Source organism: Flavobacterium sp. (assembly GCF_046296355.1).
GTDB lineage: Bacteria > Bacteroidota > Bacteroidia > Flavobacteriales > Flavobacteriaceae > Flavobacterium.
Map to the genome: position 1 here is coordinate 1 of NZ_JBKBLM010000041.1, position 14,903 is coordinate 14,903.

Here is a 14,903-nt window from a genome sequence, read left to right on the forward strand (position 1 = left end):
TTTTTTATCGGTTTGATAGGCTGTTATAAAGGTTTCAATGCTTCCAGTGGTACTGCCAGTGTTGGTGTTGCGGCTAATTCAGCGGTAGTAAGTGCATCACTTTCGATATTTCTAATAGACATGTTAGCTGTTCAAATAACCGATTTATTTAGTTAAAAATGGAAAGTAAACAACCTATCATAGAAATCAACAATCTTCACAAAACCTTTGGAGACAACCATGTACTCAGTGGTGTCAACATTGCCGTTAATAAAAGTGAAGATGTAGTCATATTAGGCCGTTCAGGTACCGGAAAATCGGTTACCATCAAATGCTTAGTCGGATTGGAAAAAGCAGACCAAGGGGAAATAAAAGTCTTTGGAACCGACATTACACAGCTAAAAAGCAACGAGTTAAATGAAATCAGAACCCGTATAGGTTTTATGTTTCAGAATGGCGCTTTATACGACTCGATGTCAGTGAGACAAAACCTAACCTTTACCCTAAAACACCACGATAAGACCATAAGCAGCGAAGAGATAGAAACCCGAATAACCGAAGCATTAGACAATGTTGGTTTACTCGAGGCTATAGATAAAATGCCCTCGGCACTTTCCGGCGGTATGCGAAAACGGATAGGTATGGCACGCACATTAATCATCAAACCGGAAATCATTTTATATGACGAACCTACTTCGGGATTAGATACAATTACAGCCAGAGAAATCAGCGAATTAATGGTTTCAGTACAAAAGAAATTCAAAACTACTTCGCTTATCATTACCCATGATATGGCTTGCGCCAAATTAACAGGCGACCGAATTATGATTCTAAAAGACGGTGTAATCAATGCCGAAGGTACTTATGCCGAGTTAGAACAAAGCAAAGATCCGTGGGTAAAATCATTTTTTATATAATTTAAAAACAACAATTATGACAAATAAATCAGGATATGTTTGGAAACTGGGAATGTTTATTATCATTGGAGGTGTTCTCTTAATGGTAGCCATTTATTTAATTGGGAAAAACAAAAATTTATTTGGAGAAACCTTTGAATTAAAATCACATTTCAGCAATGTTAGCGGTTTGAAAGTCGGTAACAATGTTCGATTTTCGGGGATCAATATCGGTTCTGTAAAAGCTATTGAGTTTGTCTCAGACACTTCGGTAGTAGTTATGGTAGTAATCAAAGAAGAAGTACACAAGTTTATCAAAACAGATGCCATGGCAAGTATTGGTTCCGATGGATTAATGGGCGATAAAGTACTAACCATTTCACCCGGAACAGCATCGAAAGTGATTGTGAAAAACAATGCCGCCATTGCTTCAACCAAAGCCATAGAAATGGAAGACATTATGCAAAGTGTCAAAGTGAGTGTTGACAATGCTCAGGTTATCACCTATGAGTTGGCGGAATTCACTTCAAAAATGAACAATGAAAACAGCATGTTGTCTAAATTGGTAAACGATGATAAAATGGGGAAATCGCTTGATGCTACTTTGGTTAACATGCAAAATGCCTCTAAAGGTTTAAACGAAAATATGGAAGCAGCCAAACATAATTTTCTACTAAAAGGTTATTTCAACAAAAAGAAAAAAGCTGAAGCCAAAAAGAAAGAAGAATTAGAAGAGAAAAAGAAAAAAGAATTGGAAGAAAAAAAGAAGAAAGAGCTTGAAGCGCAGAAACTTTCGGAAAAGAAAAAGTAGCCAAATGAAAATTATGAAACATTATCAAAATATTATATAACGCATTATTAGGCATAAACGTTGAAATTTGTATTATAATTAATCTACATATTAACTAAATACTTAAAAAATGAAAAAGACAATTTTAACAATGGCATTTATGGTGATTGCAATCACATTAAACTCTTGTAGTAGCGACAGTTCAAACTCGGACAGTTATGCCTACAAAGTTAGAATGACAGATGCACCGGGACCATTCAGTGAAGTTAATGTAGACATACAGGCTGTTGAAGTAAAAGGAAGCAACGGAGAATTGGTATTGCTTAACACCAACGCGGGAATTTACAATCTTTTAGACTTTACTAATGGCGCTGACACATTAATTGCTACAAGTACTTTGAGCGATTCTCGAGTTAGTCAAATCCGATTGATATTAGGTACCAATAATACTGTGGTGTTAGATGGTGTAACCTATCCGTTGAGTACGCCGAGTGCAGAGCAATCGGGCTTAAAATTACAGGTAAACCAAACTTTGTATGCCGATATTGACAACAGTATCTTATTAGATTTTGATGCCAATGCCTCAATCATTGAAACCGGAAACGGAACATTTAAACTAAAACCGGTACTTAGACCTGTATTGACTGCTATATCCGGTAATATAATCGGAAGCATTACACCGGTTGGCAGTTTGGCTATGGTAACCGCTACTTCAACTTCTACCCTATTTGTGTATACCAGTAATGTGGATGCTGAAGGTAACTTTAGAGTAACAGGTTTGCCACCGGGAACCTATACAATAACCATAACACCAGTATCTCCATTGCTTCCTGTAACACAAGCAGATGTAGTAGTTACGGCTGGAGTTAATACCAATGTTGGTGTTATTGCATTTTAATAAAAATAATTTTTGTTCTTGAATTTTGAAAAGAGGTTGACCTTTTTAGTGACGCTTCAACAATCATTCGCAAGAAATATTGTCCTCAAGAATCTACTATTGCAAAGTGGTTTTATTTGGAGTTAGTTATAGGACTATCATTGTGACGATCTCTTTTCATTTTTCAGAACAATTTACTCAACTAAAGCCTGTTTGCCTCAAAACAACAGCAGTGAAAAGCACCAAAGTTTTTGGTGCTTTTTTTAAAATACTTAAAAAAATTTATCATGGAAATTGAAAAAGAATTAAATGCAGACATACTTAAAATCACCATGACCATCAGAGTTGATTATCCCGAATTGTCAAAATATTTGAATGAAATGACGGTAACTATTCCTGATGTTGCCACACCCGAAATGACTAATAAAATACTATTTGAATATTATAAGTCGCTAGAGTCTATGCTCAAAGAATACATTCCTCATCATTCCTAAAAAAATTAAATATCATGAAAAAGCTCGGTATTTACATGGAACAATCCTCTGCCCGTTTAATTGAGTTTACGATTGATATTTTAAAAACTAAGTCGGACCTCACTTACTTTGACTTCTTTGACGAAAAACATCCCAAAGAGCGAAATCTTAACCAAATAGAATACCAAGAAGCCTATTTGCAAAACCACTTTTTTAATAAGCTTAGCGAATACATACTATACTACAATGAAGTACTGTTGTTTGGAAAATCTAACACAACCTATAAGCTTTTTGATTTAATGGCTTATGATAACCGTTTCTATAAAATAAACATTACAATAAAGCAAACCGACACTATGACTTTTAATGAGCAAAACAATTTTGTTTCCGACTATTTTTTATTGGGCAAACTATGAAGAATTTATATATTAACATTGAGCGATACTTTGAAAAATTAACTTTTGTAGCCACCAAAGTATTAGGAAACTCCATTACTTTTCTCTTCGCGCTACTTTTAGTTATGTTTTGGTGGACAACCACTTTATTCACAACCAACAACTTACATGATAACATAGGCGATTTCATTTTTGGAACCACTTTTCTCTGTTTGTTTATTATTCAAAAATCATCTAACCGGTATTCGGCCTTAGTCCATTTAAAAATGAATGAATTGATATCATCACATGAAACCGCCAACAATGCGGTAATGGATGACAGTGCCAAAACAGAACACGAAATCATAAAACTATCCAAGGAGTATTTAGATCAAGAGGAAATTGTTGATGAAAAAATAAAAGAACAGTTGATTAATCCTGATGCTGATTCTTCAAACAAATAGATTGCAACTGCAGAAGTGTGAATAATACAACTCATACTATAAATTCTGTAAGTCATTTGATTTATAACAACTTACCTTTATACTATATCCAATAAACAATTAAAAACTAAAACATTATGAACAATTTACTTTACACTATAGCCGTTGTGCTACTTATTCTTTGGGCAATAGGTTATTTTGCCTACAGTGCCGGAAATATCATCCACATACTATTGGTGATTGCTATAATAGCGATAATCCTAAGAGTTATACAAGGAAGACGATTATAAACTTAAAAATAAAAAAATATGAACACAAACAAAGTAGTATTAGGCGTCATGGGTGGTATAGCTATAGGCGCATTAGCCGGAATTTTATTTGCACCGGCTAAAGGATCTAAAACCAGAAAAAGAATCATGAAAAAAGGAAACAACTATACCAAGGATCTTAAAAACAAATTTGAAGACATGTACCATAATGCGTCTACCAAGTATGGTAGCGTTGTAGAACAAGCCAAAGAATTTGCAACAGACCACCAACCAAAATAAATATAAGCCCAACTCAAATAATTTATGGAAACCAAGACCACGACACTAGAAAGTCTATTTGAAAACGTAGAACAGTATAGCAAAACATCATTTGAACTTTATAAACATAAAGCCATTTATGAAATTGCTACACTATCATCATCGTTAGCGGTTAGATTTATCCTGTCTATTGTAGTTGCATTGGTTTCCTTGTTTTTTTCCATTGGCTTTGCTTTATGGTTTGGTGACATGATGAACAATACTTATTATGGCTACTTCATTGTTGGCTTATTTTACGTCATATTGGGAATAACAATTTTCCTTTTCAGAAAAGCTTGGATTAAAACAAATATGAACAATATGGTGATTAAGAGTATGCTAAAACAAAACCACTAAAAGTTACACATGAAAACCATTACAGAAACCGAACTCTTGAAAGAACACATTATACACCTAAAGTTAAAACAAGCTATAGAGTTACGCCAACTCAAATCAGAAGTTCACAGCGCCATACACCATTTAAACCCGTTGGCTTCTTTTTTTGGCAGTGCAGATACATCCGAAACGAAATTTGATTTGGTAGATACTGCAGTCAGTTTGACCTCTCAACTTTTATTTAAAAACAATATCTTAAGCCGTTTTCAAGAACCCATCAAAAGATGGCTTGGAAATTGGTTGCAAAATTTCATAAAATAAACAAAGGTCATGGTAAAAATTGCTAAAAATAACCAAACCAAATTAAGTACACCCAAAGAAGAACAAACCCTGCTGCTACTCATATACAGTGTTCTATACTTGCTGTCTTATCTCACCATCAGGGGCATTATTGAATATGGTAATCTTTACACAGTTTCGCCCTACCATCAAAAAAACTAAAACTCCCCATTACTGAGGAGTTTTTTATTTATCGAAAAATCGATTCCTATATTCCATACCCTCTTTGTTTTTACAGCACAAAAACTCAAATTTTTATAATAACTTTACGCCTATACCATTATAGTTATTATCCATGCGAATAATACTCTTCTTATTACTATCAATACTTTTAGCCGGCTGCAAAAAAGAAGCATTTACAACCCAATGGACCAAAGAGCAAGCACCCAAAATTTTCAAAGCCAGGTTTGAAACTACTAAAGGCGACTTTGAAATGGTAATCAACAGAAACTGGTCGCCTCAAGCAGCCGACAGATTATACCAACTCCTTAAACACGGCTATTATGACAACGCTATATTTTACAGAGTAGTACCGGGTTTTGTAGCCCAATTTGGCAATACTGATGCTCTGCAAATGAAACAATGGAAATCGGTTACGGTACCCGATGAAGCCGCACAACACTCCAACACCCGCGGTACTATAAGTTTTGCCCGCAGCGGAAAAGACTCGCGCGATTTAGAAATTTTCATAAATTTGGAAGACAATACCGTTCTTGACACCTTGGTCTTTGAAGGCGTAAAAGGATTTACACCTCTAGGTAAAATCAACAAAGGGATGAATATAGTTGATGATTTATACTCGGGCTATGGTGAAGAACCAATGGCCAATCCTAATTTGTATTTGAACCGCGACCTTTTTTACCAAACGTATCCTAAATTGGATTTAATTAGAAAAGCCTACCTAATAGACTAAAACAACCCTAAGACATGGCAGAAAAAAAATCAAAACTTGTTGAAATCAAAACCAAACCAACAGCGGCCAGCGTAACCGATTTTATCAATGCCGTTCCAGATGAACAAAAGCGCAAGGACAGTTTTGTGCTTTTAGAAATGATGAAAACCGCCACCGGAGAAGAACCCGTGTTGTGGAGTAACTCCATCATTGGGTTTGGCAACAAGCGCTACAAAAGTCCAACCACCGGCAGAGAAGTCGATTGGCTTCTTATAGGTTTTTCACCCCGCAAAGCCAACTTGTCTTTGTACATAAGTGTAGCCATAAAAGAACAGGCAGCGGCACTCGAAAAACTGGGTAAGCATAAAACAGGCGTGGGTTGCTTGTATATCAACAAACTCGAAGACGTTGACCTCAAAGTACTCGAGGGAATGATAGCCACTTCGCTAAAACAAAAATAAAAAAATTGGGAGTAAAAAGAGTATAAAGAATAACAGTTAATTAAAACGCTGTTCTCTATACTCCCTACTTTCTACTTATCCTTTTCTCTTCGCGGTAAACTTCCCATTGGGTTGTACAAAAATAACACTGTTAATGGCGTTATCGGCTTCTTCTACAAACTCTATTTTAAACCCTTCGAGGTTTTTGATAGAAAACTTGTGTTTATCGGTGGGTAATAATTCGTATTCAGGTTGTCCCGGTACAAACAAGTACAGTTTGTTTTCATTTTTAAGGTATACTTTGGTAGCCATACCGGCTAATTCATACTCGCCCACATACTTGGCCAAGACTTCTTTATCAACTTTAATGGTGTTGGGTTTGCGCTTAAATTCGATTGGTCCCAACAAATCATCCAATTTTATTTTTACTGAAGCAATCTCACCACTTTCATTGGTGGTAAAATTAAAACGCATCTCACCATCGCTATCAGTAGTATCAATGCCGGTTTTGGTTACTTCAAAAGGTTCAAAAACATCATAATGAACATGTCTTAAATAGAGCTTTTTTATTTTGAACTTTACAAATAACGAATCATTTTGATTGGTAATCGCAAATTCACTGTAACCCGGATTTGAGTACTTACCGGTATAATCCTGTAAAATGTGGGAAGGTTTTGTATTGGTTATTCTTTCGGCAGCAGTTTTTTTCTTGGCTTCGCTTTCTGTCTTTTTGGCTTTAGCCATATCTTCAATAAATAGTTTAATAAAATCGGTTTTATTAACTTTTAACATATAATCAGATATAGTATTTCTAACCAACCCCGGAACAGCTGAACCATTTTGGTTAGCCAAAACCACTATCCCTATTTTATCACTCGGAAAAAAAGTAACATCAGCCGAAAAACCATCAATATTACCACCGTGACTTACTCGGTAATGCCCTTTATAAGATTTCAATGACCATCCGTAACCATAATTACCAAAATGAATATCAGGATTTTTATCATTAGGTAATGCGGCTCCAACAACCATTTGAGAACTCATGGCTTCTTCAATATAATTTTCAGGGATAATTTCTTGTCCTTTAAATTTTCCTTTGTTGAGCCAAGTAATCAACCAATTGGATAAATCGTTCACACTACTGTTGATACTTCCTGCCGGACTCATACCTGAAATATCGTAGTAGTCCATTTTACTAATGATGGTTTCTTTCTTTAAGTCATAACCAATAGCCGCATTAGTAGCCGTCTTCATTTCTCCGATTGAGGTGTTAGATCGGGTCATGCCTAATGGTATAAAAAAACGCTCTTTAATATTATCCTCCCAGCTCTTACCGGTAATGCGTTCGGCTATTACCCCTTGGGTTAAAAACATAAAATTGTTGTACAACCATTTTTCTCTTACACCAGCAAAAGGTTCTTGGTGGGCTAAGCGTTGTACCAAACTGTCTTTAGAAGCTGATGGAAAAAAATACCATGAAGCATCATGACGCGACATTCCGGTGCGGTGACACATCAGGTCTTTAATGATGATATTATTGTTCATATTGTCTTTAAAGAATTTCAACTCAGGAATATATTTTCTCGGACTGTCATCAAAAGACAATTTATCTTCTTTGCGCAACTGACCCAATATGGCTGAAGTAAATGCTTTTGAAGTAGAGCCTATAGCAAATAAAGTATTGCCATCTATGGGAATCTTGTTTTCATAATCGCGGTAGCCAAATCCTTTGGCATAGATGATTTTATCGCCTTCTACAATAGCCACTGCAAATCCGGCAGCTTTAGTGGCTTCTAAAATCTTGTTAAGCTCAACATCAATTCCTTTAAGACGCTTGTCTTGTTGTGCCATCGCGGTGGCTGAAAAGCCAATAGCCACTAGAAATAATAATAGTTTTTTCATGCCTTTGTATTTTGTTTTGGTTATAGTTTAGGTTACATCACTTTATTAAAGAAAGACCTTATACTTTCAAAGATACTGTTTTTATTAAAAGCGAGAGAGAAGATAAAACAGTGCTCAACCGAAAAACGCATCAATCATACCGATTAACTTATATACAATTCCGATAGCCTAATGCTTTTACACAAAAAAAACAATATTTTTACACTAAATAGTATGCGTGCATAATAATTTTTATTATCTTTGAAATCGTTATAGTAAATTTTTAGGTATGAGAGAGAAAACAATAGACTATATGCTCCGTGCTACATGGCAAGCAGTTGCTCGTATGTACAATGAAGAAGCTTCAAAATTTGAAGGCTCAATGGCGATAGGTTTTGCCTTACTGAGTATTGATAAAGAAGACGGAACTCCATCCACATTTATCAGTTCAAGAATGGGCATGGAAGCCACAAGCCTAACCAGAACTTTAAGAACGTTAGAAGAAAAAGGGTTAATCACCAAAAAGAAAAATCCCGAAGACGGCCGAGGTGTTCTTATTTATCTCACTCCTTTGGGAAAAGAAATGAGAGAACAATCTAAAATCACTGTTTTAAAGTTCAATGAAGTGGTGAAACAAAACATCCCGGAAGAAAAGTTACAGCACTTCATGGAAGTGGCTGATGCGATTGGTGATTTGATCTCGGAGAAAAAAATATTTTAATAGTTGTAGGTTCTAAGTTGTAGGCTGTAAGTCCTTAAACAATACACAACTTAGAAAGTGCAACTCAGAACATATAACTTACAACTTACAACAAGAAAAAATGAAACGAACAATTAAAAAAGTGGCAGTAGTAGGTTCAGGAATCATGGGTTCAGGAATTGCTTGCCATTTTGCTAACATTGGTGTAGAAGTTTTGCTTTTGGACATTGTGCCAAATACTTTAACAGAAGCCGAAGAAAAGAAAGGATTGACGCTTGAGAGTAAAGTGGTTCGCAACCGTTTGGTAAACGAACATTTGGCGAATGCCTTGAAATCTAACCCATCACCTATTTACAGCCAGAAGTTTGCTTCCCGAATTACAACTGGGAACACCACAGATGACATGGCCAAAATTGCCAACTACGATTGGATTATCGAAGTGGTTGTTGAGCGTTTAGACATCAAGAAATTGGTTTTCGAGCAAATCGACCAATACCGCAAACCGGGAACTTTAGTAACCTCAAATACTTCTGGTATTCCAATTAAGTTTATGAGCGAAGGCAGAAGTGATGATTTTCAAGCGCATTTTTGCGGCACGCATTTCTTCAATCCGGCAAGATATTTAAAATTATTCGAAATCATTCCGGGACCAAAAACATCCGGCGAAGTATTAGATTTCCTATTTGACTATGGCTCTAAATTTTTAGGCAAAACTTCGGTCGTGGCCAAAGATACTCCGGCGTTTATAGGAAACCGTATTGGTATTTTCGGAATTCAAAGCCTATTCCATTTGGTCAAAGAAATGGATTTAACAATTGAAGAAGTCGACAAATTAACCGGTCCGGTAATCGGTCGCCCAAAGTCGGCTACGTTCAGAACAGTTGATGTGGTTGGTTTAGATACTTTAGTTCATGTGGCCAACGGTTTATATGAAGGTTGTCCAAACGACGAAGCGCACGACCTATTCAAATTGCCTGATTTCATCAACAAAATGATGGAAAACAAATGGCTTGGTAGCAAAACCGGTCAGGGTTTCTATAAAAAAGTGGACAAAGACATCTTGTCATTAGATTTAAATACACTAGAATACAGAGCCGCTAAAAAAGCGTCCTTCGGTACTTTAGAATTGACCAAAACCATTGACAAACCAATTGACAGATTCAAAGTTTTAGTAAAAGGCAAAGACAAAGCAGGCGAATTCTACAGAAAGAACTTCTCGGCGATGTTTGCTTATGTGTCCAATAGAGTTCCGGAAATCACAGACGACTTCTACAAAATAGACGACGCCATGAAAGCAGGATTCGGTTGGGAAAACGGACCATTTGAAATATGGGACGCTATCGGCGTAGCCAAAGGAATCGAATTAATGCAAGCCGAAGGCTATCAACCTGCCGCTTGGGTAAACGAAATGTTCGCTTCAGGAAGTACAAGTTTCTACACCGTTAAAGAAGGTGCAACTTACTATTACAATATTCAAACCAAATCACAAACCAAAGTTCCGGGGCAAGACAGCTTCATTATTCTAAACAATATCCGCGAAAGCAAAAAAGTTTGGAGCAATAGCGGTGCTGTAATTCATGATTTAGGTGATGGTATCTTAAACCTTGAATTCCAGTCAAAAATGAATACCATCGGTGGTGACGTTTTAGTCGGAATCAACAAAGCCATCGACTTAGCCGAAAAACAATACAACGGATTAGTGATTGGTAATCAAGGAGCTAATTTCTCTGTCGGTGCCAATATCGGAATGATCTTTATGATGGCAGTCGAACAAGAATACGATGAGTTAAACATGGCCATCAAAATGTTCCAAGACACGATGATGCGTTGCCGCTACTCTTCTATTCCGGTAATCGTTGCACCACACGGCATGACACTTGGCGGCGGTTGCGAAATGAGCATGCACGCGGATAAAGTGGTTGCAGCAGCTGAAACTTATATTGGTTTGGTAGAATTTGGTGTCGGCGTAATTCCCGGTGGCGGCGGTTCTAAAGAAATGACCTTACGTGCTTCCGACCTATTCCGCAAAAATGACGTTGAGTTAAACACCCTGCAAGAATACTTCCTAACAGTGGCTATGGCAAAAGTAGCTACATCAGCTTACGAAGCTTTTGATTTGGGCATATTACAGAAAGGAAAAGACATCGTAGTCGTAAACAAAGACCGTCAAATAGCCGAAGCCAAAAAACACGCTTTACTAATGGCTGAAGCCGGTTATACACAACCCATCCAAAGAACTGATGTAAAAGTTTTGGGTAAACAAGCCTTGGGTATGTTCTTAGTCGGAACCGACCAAATGGTAGCCGGAAAATACATTTCGGAACACGATCAAAAAATCGCCAATAAACTAGCTTATGTAATGGCTGGAGGTGATTTATCCGAACCAACTTTAGTAAGTGAACAATACTTATTAGATATAGAAAGAGAAGCATTCTTATCACTTTGTACCGAAAGAAAAACATTGGAAAGAATTCAGTTTATGTTAACGAAAGGAAAACCGCTAAGAAATTAAGAATATGAAAACAGCATATATAGTAAAAGCCTACAGAACTGCCGTGGGAAAAGCCCCAAAAGGAGTTTTCCGTTTTAAACGTCCCGATGAATTAGCTGCAGAAACCATACAATTCATGATGAATGAACTGCCCGATTTCGATAAAACAAGAATCGACGACGTTATGGTTGGAAACGCTATGCCTGAGGCCGAACAAGGATTAAACGTAGCCCGTTTGATTTCGTTAATGGGATTAAAAGTAACCGATGTTCCGGGTGTGACCGTGAATCGTTATTGTGCTTCCGGAGTAGAAACCATTGCGATGGCCACTTCCAAAATCCAAAGCGGTATGGCCGATTGCATCATCGCCGGTGGTGCCGAAAGTATGAGTTTTATTCCAATGGGCGGTTACAAACCAACTCCGGATTACAGCGTAGCAGCAGAAGGCCATGAGGATTATTACTGGGGAATGGGTTTAACTGCCGAAGCGGTGGCCAAACAATTCAACGTGTCTCGTGAAGACCAAGATGAGTTTGCTTTCCATTCGCATAGAAAAGCTTTGCAAGCCCAAGCCGAAGGTAAATTCGACAAACAAATCGTTCCAATTACCATCGAACAAACCTTCATCAACGAAAACGGTAAGAAAGAAACAAAATCATATACCGTAACCAAAGACGAAGGACCAAGAGCAGGAACTTCCACTGCAGCATTAGCCGGATTAAAACCGGTATTCGCAGCCGGCGGAAGTGTAACAGCAGGAAACTCTTCTCAAATGAGTGACGGCGCTGCTTTTGTTTTAATCATGAGCGAAGAGATAGTCAAAGAATTAAACCTCACTCCTATTGCCAGAATGGTGAGTTATGCCGCAGCCGGTGTTGAGCCGAGAATCATGGGAATCGGTCCGGTAAAAGCCATTCCGAAAGCTTTAAAACAAGCAGGCCTGACTTTAAATGATATTAATCTAATCGAATTAAACGAAGCTTTTGCTTCTCAAGCATTAGCCGTTACACGCGAATTAGGTATCAATCCAGACATTGTTAATGTGAACGGTGGCGCAATTGCATTAGGACATCCGCTAGGTTGTACCGGAGCTAAATTATCTGTGCAATTATTTGACGAAATGAAACGCCGAGGTGACAAGTACGGAATCGTCTCCATGTGTGTGGGAACCGGACAAGGTGCGGCAGGCGTTTATGAAGTATTATAAATTTTGAATTCTAAATTTTAAATGAAAGACAATCTGATTGCCAATAAAACATTCGATTTTTCTCTGATGGTTATCAGATTATTTATTCAATTAAAAGAAAATGAATTTATAGTTTCCAAACAATTGCTAAGAAGCGGAACAAGTATCGGAGCAAATGTAGAAGAAGCAATAGCGGCTCAATCAAAAAAGGATTTTATCAATAAACTTTCAATTGCCAATAAAGAAGCAAGAGAAACAAAATATTGGTTGAGGTTGTTAGACAAATCAGAATTAACTAAAATAGAAATAAATGAGTACCTCATTGAAATTGAGCACATAATCAATATCATAACTAAGATTATCAAAACAGCACAAACTAAATAATTTAAAATTTATAATTCAAAATTTAAAATAATAAAGAAATGGAAGATATAACAAGAGGTGGGCAGTTTTTGGTAAAGGAAACCAAATGTGAAAACGTTTTTACACCCGAAGATTTCTCAGAAGAACAAATCATGATGCGCGATTCTGTTAAGGAATTCGTAGATAAAGAAATTTGGCCCAACAAAGACCGTTTCGAAAAGAAAGACTACGCCTTTACCGAAGAAGTAATGCGCAAAGCCGGAGAAATGGGCTTCCTAAGCGTAGCCGTTCCTGAAGCTTATGGTGGAATGGGAATGGGATTCGTAGACACTTGTTTGGTGTGTGATTACATTTCGGGCGCTACAGGTTCGTTTTCAACAGCTTTTGGTGCACACACAGGAATTGGAACGATGCCAATTACTTTATACGGAACTGAAGAACAAAAGCAAAAATATGTGCCTAAATTAGCTTCAGGCGAATGGTTTGGTGCTTATTGTTTGACCGAGCCGGGCGCAGGTTCTGATGCCAATTCGGGAAAAACCAAAGCAGTTTTATCTGCAGATGGGAAACATTACAACATCACCGGACAAAAAATGTGGATATCCAATGCAGGTTTCTGCTCGGTATTTATTGTATTTGCAAGAATTGAAGACGATAAAAACATCACCGGTTTCATTGTAGAAAATGACCCAAGCAACGGAATCACGATGAATGAAGAAGAACACAAACTCGGCATTCGCGCCTCTTCTACCCGTCAAGTTTTCTTTGCCGATACAAAAGTGCCGGTTGAAAACATGTTAGCCGGACGTGGAGAAGGTTTCAAAATTGCGATGAATGCTTTGAATGTAGGTCGTATCAAATTGGCTGCCGCTTGTTTGGATGCGCAACGTCGCGTAACTTCTAATGCGGTGAATTATGCTAATGAAAGAATTCAGTTCAATACACCAATCTCCAGTTTTGGAGCGATTCGTTATAAATTAGCCGAAATGGCTACTTCTGCTTATGCCGGAGAAAGTGCTACTTATCGTGCTGCGAAAGATATTGAAAACCGAATCAAATTACGTGAAGCTGAAGGTGCCACACACCAAGAAGCCGAATTAAAAGGCGTAGAAGAATTTGCTATCGAATGTTCGATTCTAAAAGTAGCGGTTTCAGAAGACGTTCAAAACTGTGCCGATGAAGGAATTCAAATCTATGGCGGCATGGGATTCTCAGAAGATACGCCAATGGAAAGTGCTTGGCGTGATGCTCGTATTGCCCGTATTTACGAAGGAACCAACGAAATCAATCGTATGCTTTCAGTAGGAATGCTAATCAAAAAAGCCATGAAAGGTCATGTTGATTTGCTTGGACCGGCCATGAAAGTACAAGAAGAATTAATGGGTATTCCGTCATTCGACACACCTGATTATTCGGAATTATTTTCAGAAGAAAAAGAAATGGTGGCCAAATTGAAGAAAGCCTTCTTAATGGTAGCCGGAGCAGCGGTTCAAAAATATGGTATGGACTTAGACGCACACCAACAGTTATTAATGGCAGCGGCCGATATGTTAATTGAAATTTACATCGCTGAAAGTACTATCCTAAGAACTGAAAAGCTAGCCAAGAAAGAAGGCGAAGCTACTGTAACCGAACAAATAGCCATGGCTAAGTTATACTTGTACAAAGCCGTAGATGTTGTAACCCAAAAAGGAAAAGAAAGCATTATCTCTTTTGCCGAAGGCGATGAACAACGCATGATGCTAATGGGATTACGCCGCTTCACCAAATATACCAACATGCCAAACATTGTTGGATTAAGAGAAACTATTACCACCAAGTTAGTGGCGGAAAATAGTTATTGTTTTTAGATTTTAGTTAAGTTAATTGTTTTGAAA

Annotated in this window: 19 protein-coding genes; 18 read left to right on the top strand and 1 reads right to left on the bottom strand. The window is 37.4% G+C overall.

The window, feature by feature from the left end:
- From ACK4HO_RS12170 to ACK4HO_RS12230, 13 genes are all read left to right on the top strand, one after another.
- A partial coding sequence (locus ACK4HO_RS12170) for an ABC transporter permease (protein WP_409666208.1) occupies nt 1–156 on the top strand: 156 nt, incomplete at its 5' end.
- 2 nt (nt 157–158) lie between these two features.
- Complete coding sequence (locus ACK4HO_RS12175) at nt 159–896, top strand: ABC transporter ATP-binding protein (RefSeq protein ID WP_409666176.1); 738 nt, start codon at nt 159–161, stop codon at nt 894–896.
- Between the two features lie 16 nt (nt 897–912).
- Nucleotides 913–1,686, top strand: coding sequence for an MlaD family protein (locus ACK4HO_RS12180; protein WP_409666178.1), 774 nt, complete (start codon nt 913–915; stop codon nt 1,684–1,686).
- 109 nt (nt 1,687–1,795) lie between these two features.
- Nucleotides 1,796–2,563 (top strand): DUF4382 domain-containing protein, encoded by a 768-nt coding sequence (locus ACK4HO_RS12185; protein ID WP_409666179.1) that lies wholly within the window; start codon nt 1,796–1,798, stop codon nt 2,561–2,563.
- A gap of 266 nt (nt 2,564–2,829) precedes the next feature.
- A complete protein-coding gene (locus tag ACK4HO_RS12190) occupies nt 2,830–3,036 on the top strand; it encodes a hypothetical protein (protein WP_409666181.1) in 207 nt (68 codons plus the stop codon).
- Nucleotides 3,037–3,050: 14 nt separating this feature from the next.
- Entirely contained in the window at nt 3,051–3,431 is a 381-nt protein-coding gene (locus tag ACK4HO_RS12195; protein WP_409666182.1) for a hypothetical protein, read from the top strand.
- On the top strand, nt 3,428–3,853 hold the full coding sequence (locus ACK4HO_RS12200; RefSeq protein ID WP_409666184.1) for a low affinity iron permease family protein: 426 nt from the start codon (nt 3,428–3,430) through the stop codon (nt 3,851–3,853). The genes ACK4HO_RS12195 and ACK4HO_RS12200 overlap by 4 nt, the downstream gene beginning before the upstream one ends.
- A gap of 116 nt (nt 3,854–3,969) precedes the next feature.
- Nucleotides 3,970–4,122, top strand: a complete 153-nt coding sequence (locus ACK4HO_RS12205; RefSeq protein ID WP_409666186.1) for a lmo0937 family membrane protein — start codon at nt 3,970–3,972, stop codon at nt 4,120–4,122.
- An 18-nt stretch (nt 4,123–4,140) separates the two neighbouring features.
- Entirely contained in the window at nt 4,141–4,380 is a 240-nt protein-coding gene (locus tag ACK4HO_RS12210) for a YtxH domain-containing protein (RefSeq protein WP_409666188.1), read from the top strand.
- Nucleotides 4,381–4,404: 24 nt separating this feature from the next.
- Entirely contained in the window at nt 4,405–4,755 is a 351-nt protein-coding gene (locus tag ACK4HO_RS12215; protein ID WP_409666190.1) for a hypothetical protein, read from the top strand.
- A 9-nt stretch (nt 4,756–4,764) separates the two neighbouring features.
- Complete coding sequence (locus ACK4HO_RS12220; RefSeq protein WP_409666192.1) at nt 4,765–5,055, top strand: hypothetical protein; 291 nt, start codon at nt 4,765–4,767, stop codon at nt 5,053–5,055.
- 313 nt (nt 5,056–5,368) lie between these two features.
- A complete protein-coding gene (locus ACK4HO_RS12225; RefSeq protein ID WP_409666193.1) occupies nt 5,369–5,986 on the top strand; it encodes a peptidylprolyl isomerase in 618 nt (205 codons plus the stop codon).
- Between the two features lie 14 nt (nt 5,987–6,000).
- On the top strand, nt 6,001–6,426 hold the full coding sequence (locus ACK4HO_RS12230; protein ID WP_409666195.1) for a DUF1801 domain-containing protein: 426 nt from the start codon (nt 6,001–6,003) through the stop codon (nt 6,424–6,426).
- Nucleotides 6,427–6,501: 75 nt separating this feature from the next.
- On the opposite strand, the gene ACK4HO_RS12235 is transcribed toward ACK4HO_RS12230, so the two are convergent.
- Nucleotides 6,502–8,307, bottom strand: coding sequence for a serine hydrolase (locus tag ACK4HO_RS12235; RefSeq protein ID WP_409666197.1), 1,806 nt, complete (start codon nt 8,305–8,307; stop codon nt 6,502–6,504).
- Nucleotides 8,308–8,575: 268 nt separating this feature from the next.
- Here ACK4HO_RS12235 and ACK4HO_RS12240 point away from each other — a divergent pair, with 268 nt between their 5' ends.
- The 5 genes from ACK4HO_RS12240 to ACK4HO_RS12260 all read left to right on the top strand — a co-directional run bounded on the left by ACK4HO_RS12240 (nt 8,576) and on the right by ACK4HO_RS12260 (nt 14,876).
- Nucleotides 8,576–9,007, top strand: a complete 432-nt coding sequence (locus ACK4HO_RS12240) for a MarR family winged helix-turn-helix transcriptional regulator (RefSeq protein ID WP_409666199.1) — start codon at nt 8,576–8,578, stop codon at nt 9,005–9,007.
- A 100-nt stretch (nt 9,008–9,107) separates the two neighbouring features.
- Nucleotides 9,108–11,498 (top strand): 3-hydroxyacyl-CoA dehydrogenase NAD-binding domain-containing protein, encoded by a 2,391-nt coding sequence (locus ACK4HO_RS12245; RefSeq protein WP_409666201.1) that lies wholly within the window; start codon nt 9,108–9,110, stop codon nt 11,496–11,498.
- Between the two features lie 4 nt (nt 11,499–11,502).
- On the top strand, nt 11,503–12,684 hold the full coding sequence (locus ACK4HO_RS12250; RefSeq protein ID WP_409666203.1) for an acetyl-CoA C-acyltransferase: 1,182 nt from the start codon (nt 11,503–11,505) through the stop codon (nt 12,682–12,684).
- A 21-nt stretch (nt 12,685–12,705) separates the two neighbouring features.
- Complete coding sequence (locus ACK4HO_RS12255) at nt 12,706–13,047, top strand: four helix bundle protein (RefSeq protein WP_409666205.1); 342 nt, start codon at nt 12,706–12,708, stop codon at nt 13,045–13,047.
- Nucleotides 13,048–13,085: 38 nt separating this feature from the next.
- Nucleotides 13,086–14,876: an acyl-CoA dehydrogenase family protein gene (locus ACK4HO_RS12260; protein WP_409666206.1), complete on the top strand. Its 1,791-nt coding sequence runs from the start codon at nt 13,086–13,088 to the stop codon at nt 14,874–14,876.
- The last annotated feature ends 27 nt before the right edge of the window (nt 14,877–14,903 follow it).

What these genes read in the sequence shown, in the direction of transcription:
- ACK4HO_RS12200 (WP_409666184.1), top strand. Translation starts at nt 3,428, where the DNA reads ATGAAGAATTTATATATTAACATTGAGCGATACTTTGAAAAATTAACT.
- ACK4HO_RS12175 (WP_409666176.1), top strand. Translation starts at nt 159, where the DNA reads ATGGAAAGTAAACAACCTATCATAGAAATCAACAATCTTCACAAAACC.
- ACK4HO_RS12245 (WP_409666201.1), top strand. Translation starts at nt 9,108, where the DNA reads ATGAAACGAACAATTAAAAAAGTGGCAGTAGTAGGTTCAGGAATCATG.
- ACK4HO_RS12260 (WP_409666206.1), top strand. Translation starts at nt 13,086, where the DNA reads ATGGAAGATATAACAAGAGGTGGGCAGTTTTTGGTAAAGGAAACCAAA.
- ACK4HO_RS12185 (WP_409666179.1), top strand. Translation starts at nt 1,796, where the DNA reads ATGAAAAAGACAATTTTAACAATGGCATTTATGGTGATTGCAATCACA.
- ACK4HO_RS12255 (WP_409666205.1), top strand. Translation starts at nt 12,706, where the DNA reads ATGAAAGACAATCTGATTGCCAATAAAACATTCGATTTTTCTCTGATG.
- ACK4HO_RS12235 (WP_409666197.1), bottom strand. Translation starts at nt 8,307, where the DNA reads ATGAAAAAACTATTATTATTTCTAGTGGCTATTGGCTTTTCAGCCACC.
- ACK4HO_RS12240 (WP_409666199.1), top strand. Translation starts at nt 8,576, where the DNA reads ATGAGAGAGAAAACAATAGACTATATGCTCCGTGCTACATGGCAAGCA.
- ACK4HO_RS12180 (WP_409666178.1), top strand. Translation starts at nt 913, where the DNA reads ATGACAAATAAATCAGGATATGTTTGGAAACTGGGAATGTTTATTATC.
- ACK4HO_RS12210 (WP_409666188.1), top strand. Translation starts at nt 4,141, where the DNA reads ATGAACACAAACAAAGTAGTATTAGGCGTCATGGGTGGTATAGCTATA.
- ACK4HO_RS12220 (WP_409666192.1), top strand. Translation starts at nt 4,765, where the DNA reads ATGAAAACCATTACAGAAACCGAACTCTTGAAAGAACACATTATACAC.
- ACK4HO_RS12230 (WP_409666195.1), top strand. Translation starts at nt 6,001, where the DNA reads ATGGCAGAAAAAAAATCAAAACTTGTTGAAATCAAAACCAAACCAACA.
- ACK4HO_RS12190 (WP_409666181.1), top strand. Translation starts at nt 2,830, where the DNA reads ATGGAAATTGAAAAAGAATTAAATGCAGACATACTTAAAATCACCATG.
- ACK4HO_RS12250 (WP_409666203.1), top strand. Translation starts at nt 11,503, where the DNA reads ATGAAAACAGCATATATAGTAAAAGCCTACAGAACTGCCGTGGGAAAA.
- ACK4HO_RS12225 (WP_409666193.1), top strand. Translation starts at nt 5,369, where the DNA reads ATGCGAATAATACTCTTCTTATTACTATCAATACTTTTAGCCGGCTGC.
- ACK4HO_RS12205 (WP_409666186.1), top strand. Translation starts at nt 3,970, where the DNA reads ATGAACAATTTACTTTACACTATAGCCGTTGTGCTACTTATTCTTTGG.
- ACK4HO_RS12195 (WP_409666182.1), top strand. Translation starts at nt 3,051, where the DNA reads ATGAAAAAGCTCGGTATTTACATGGAACAATCCTCTGCCCGTTTAATT.
- ACK4HO_RS12215 (WP_409666190.1), top strand. Translation starts at nt 4,405, where the DNA reads ATGGAAACCAAGACCACGACACTAGAAAGTCTATTTGAAAACGTAGAA.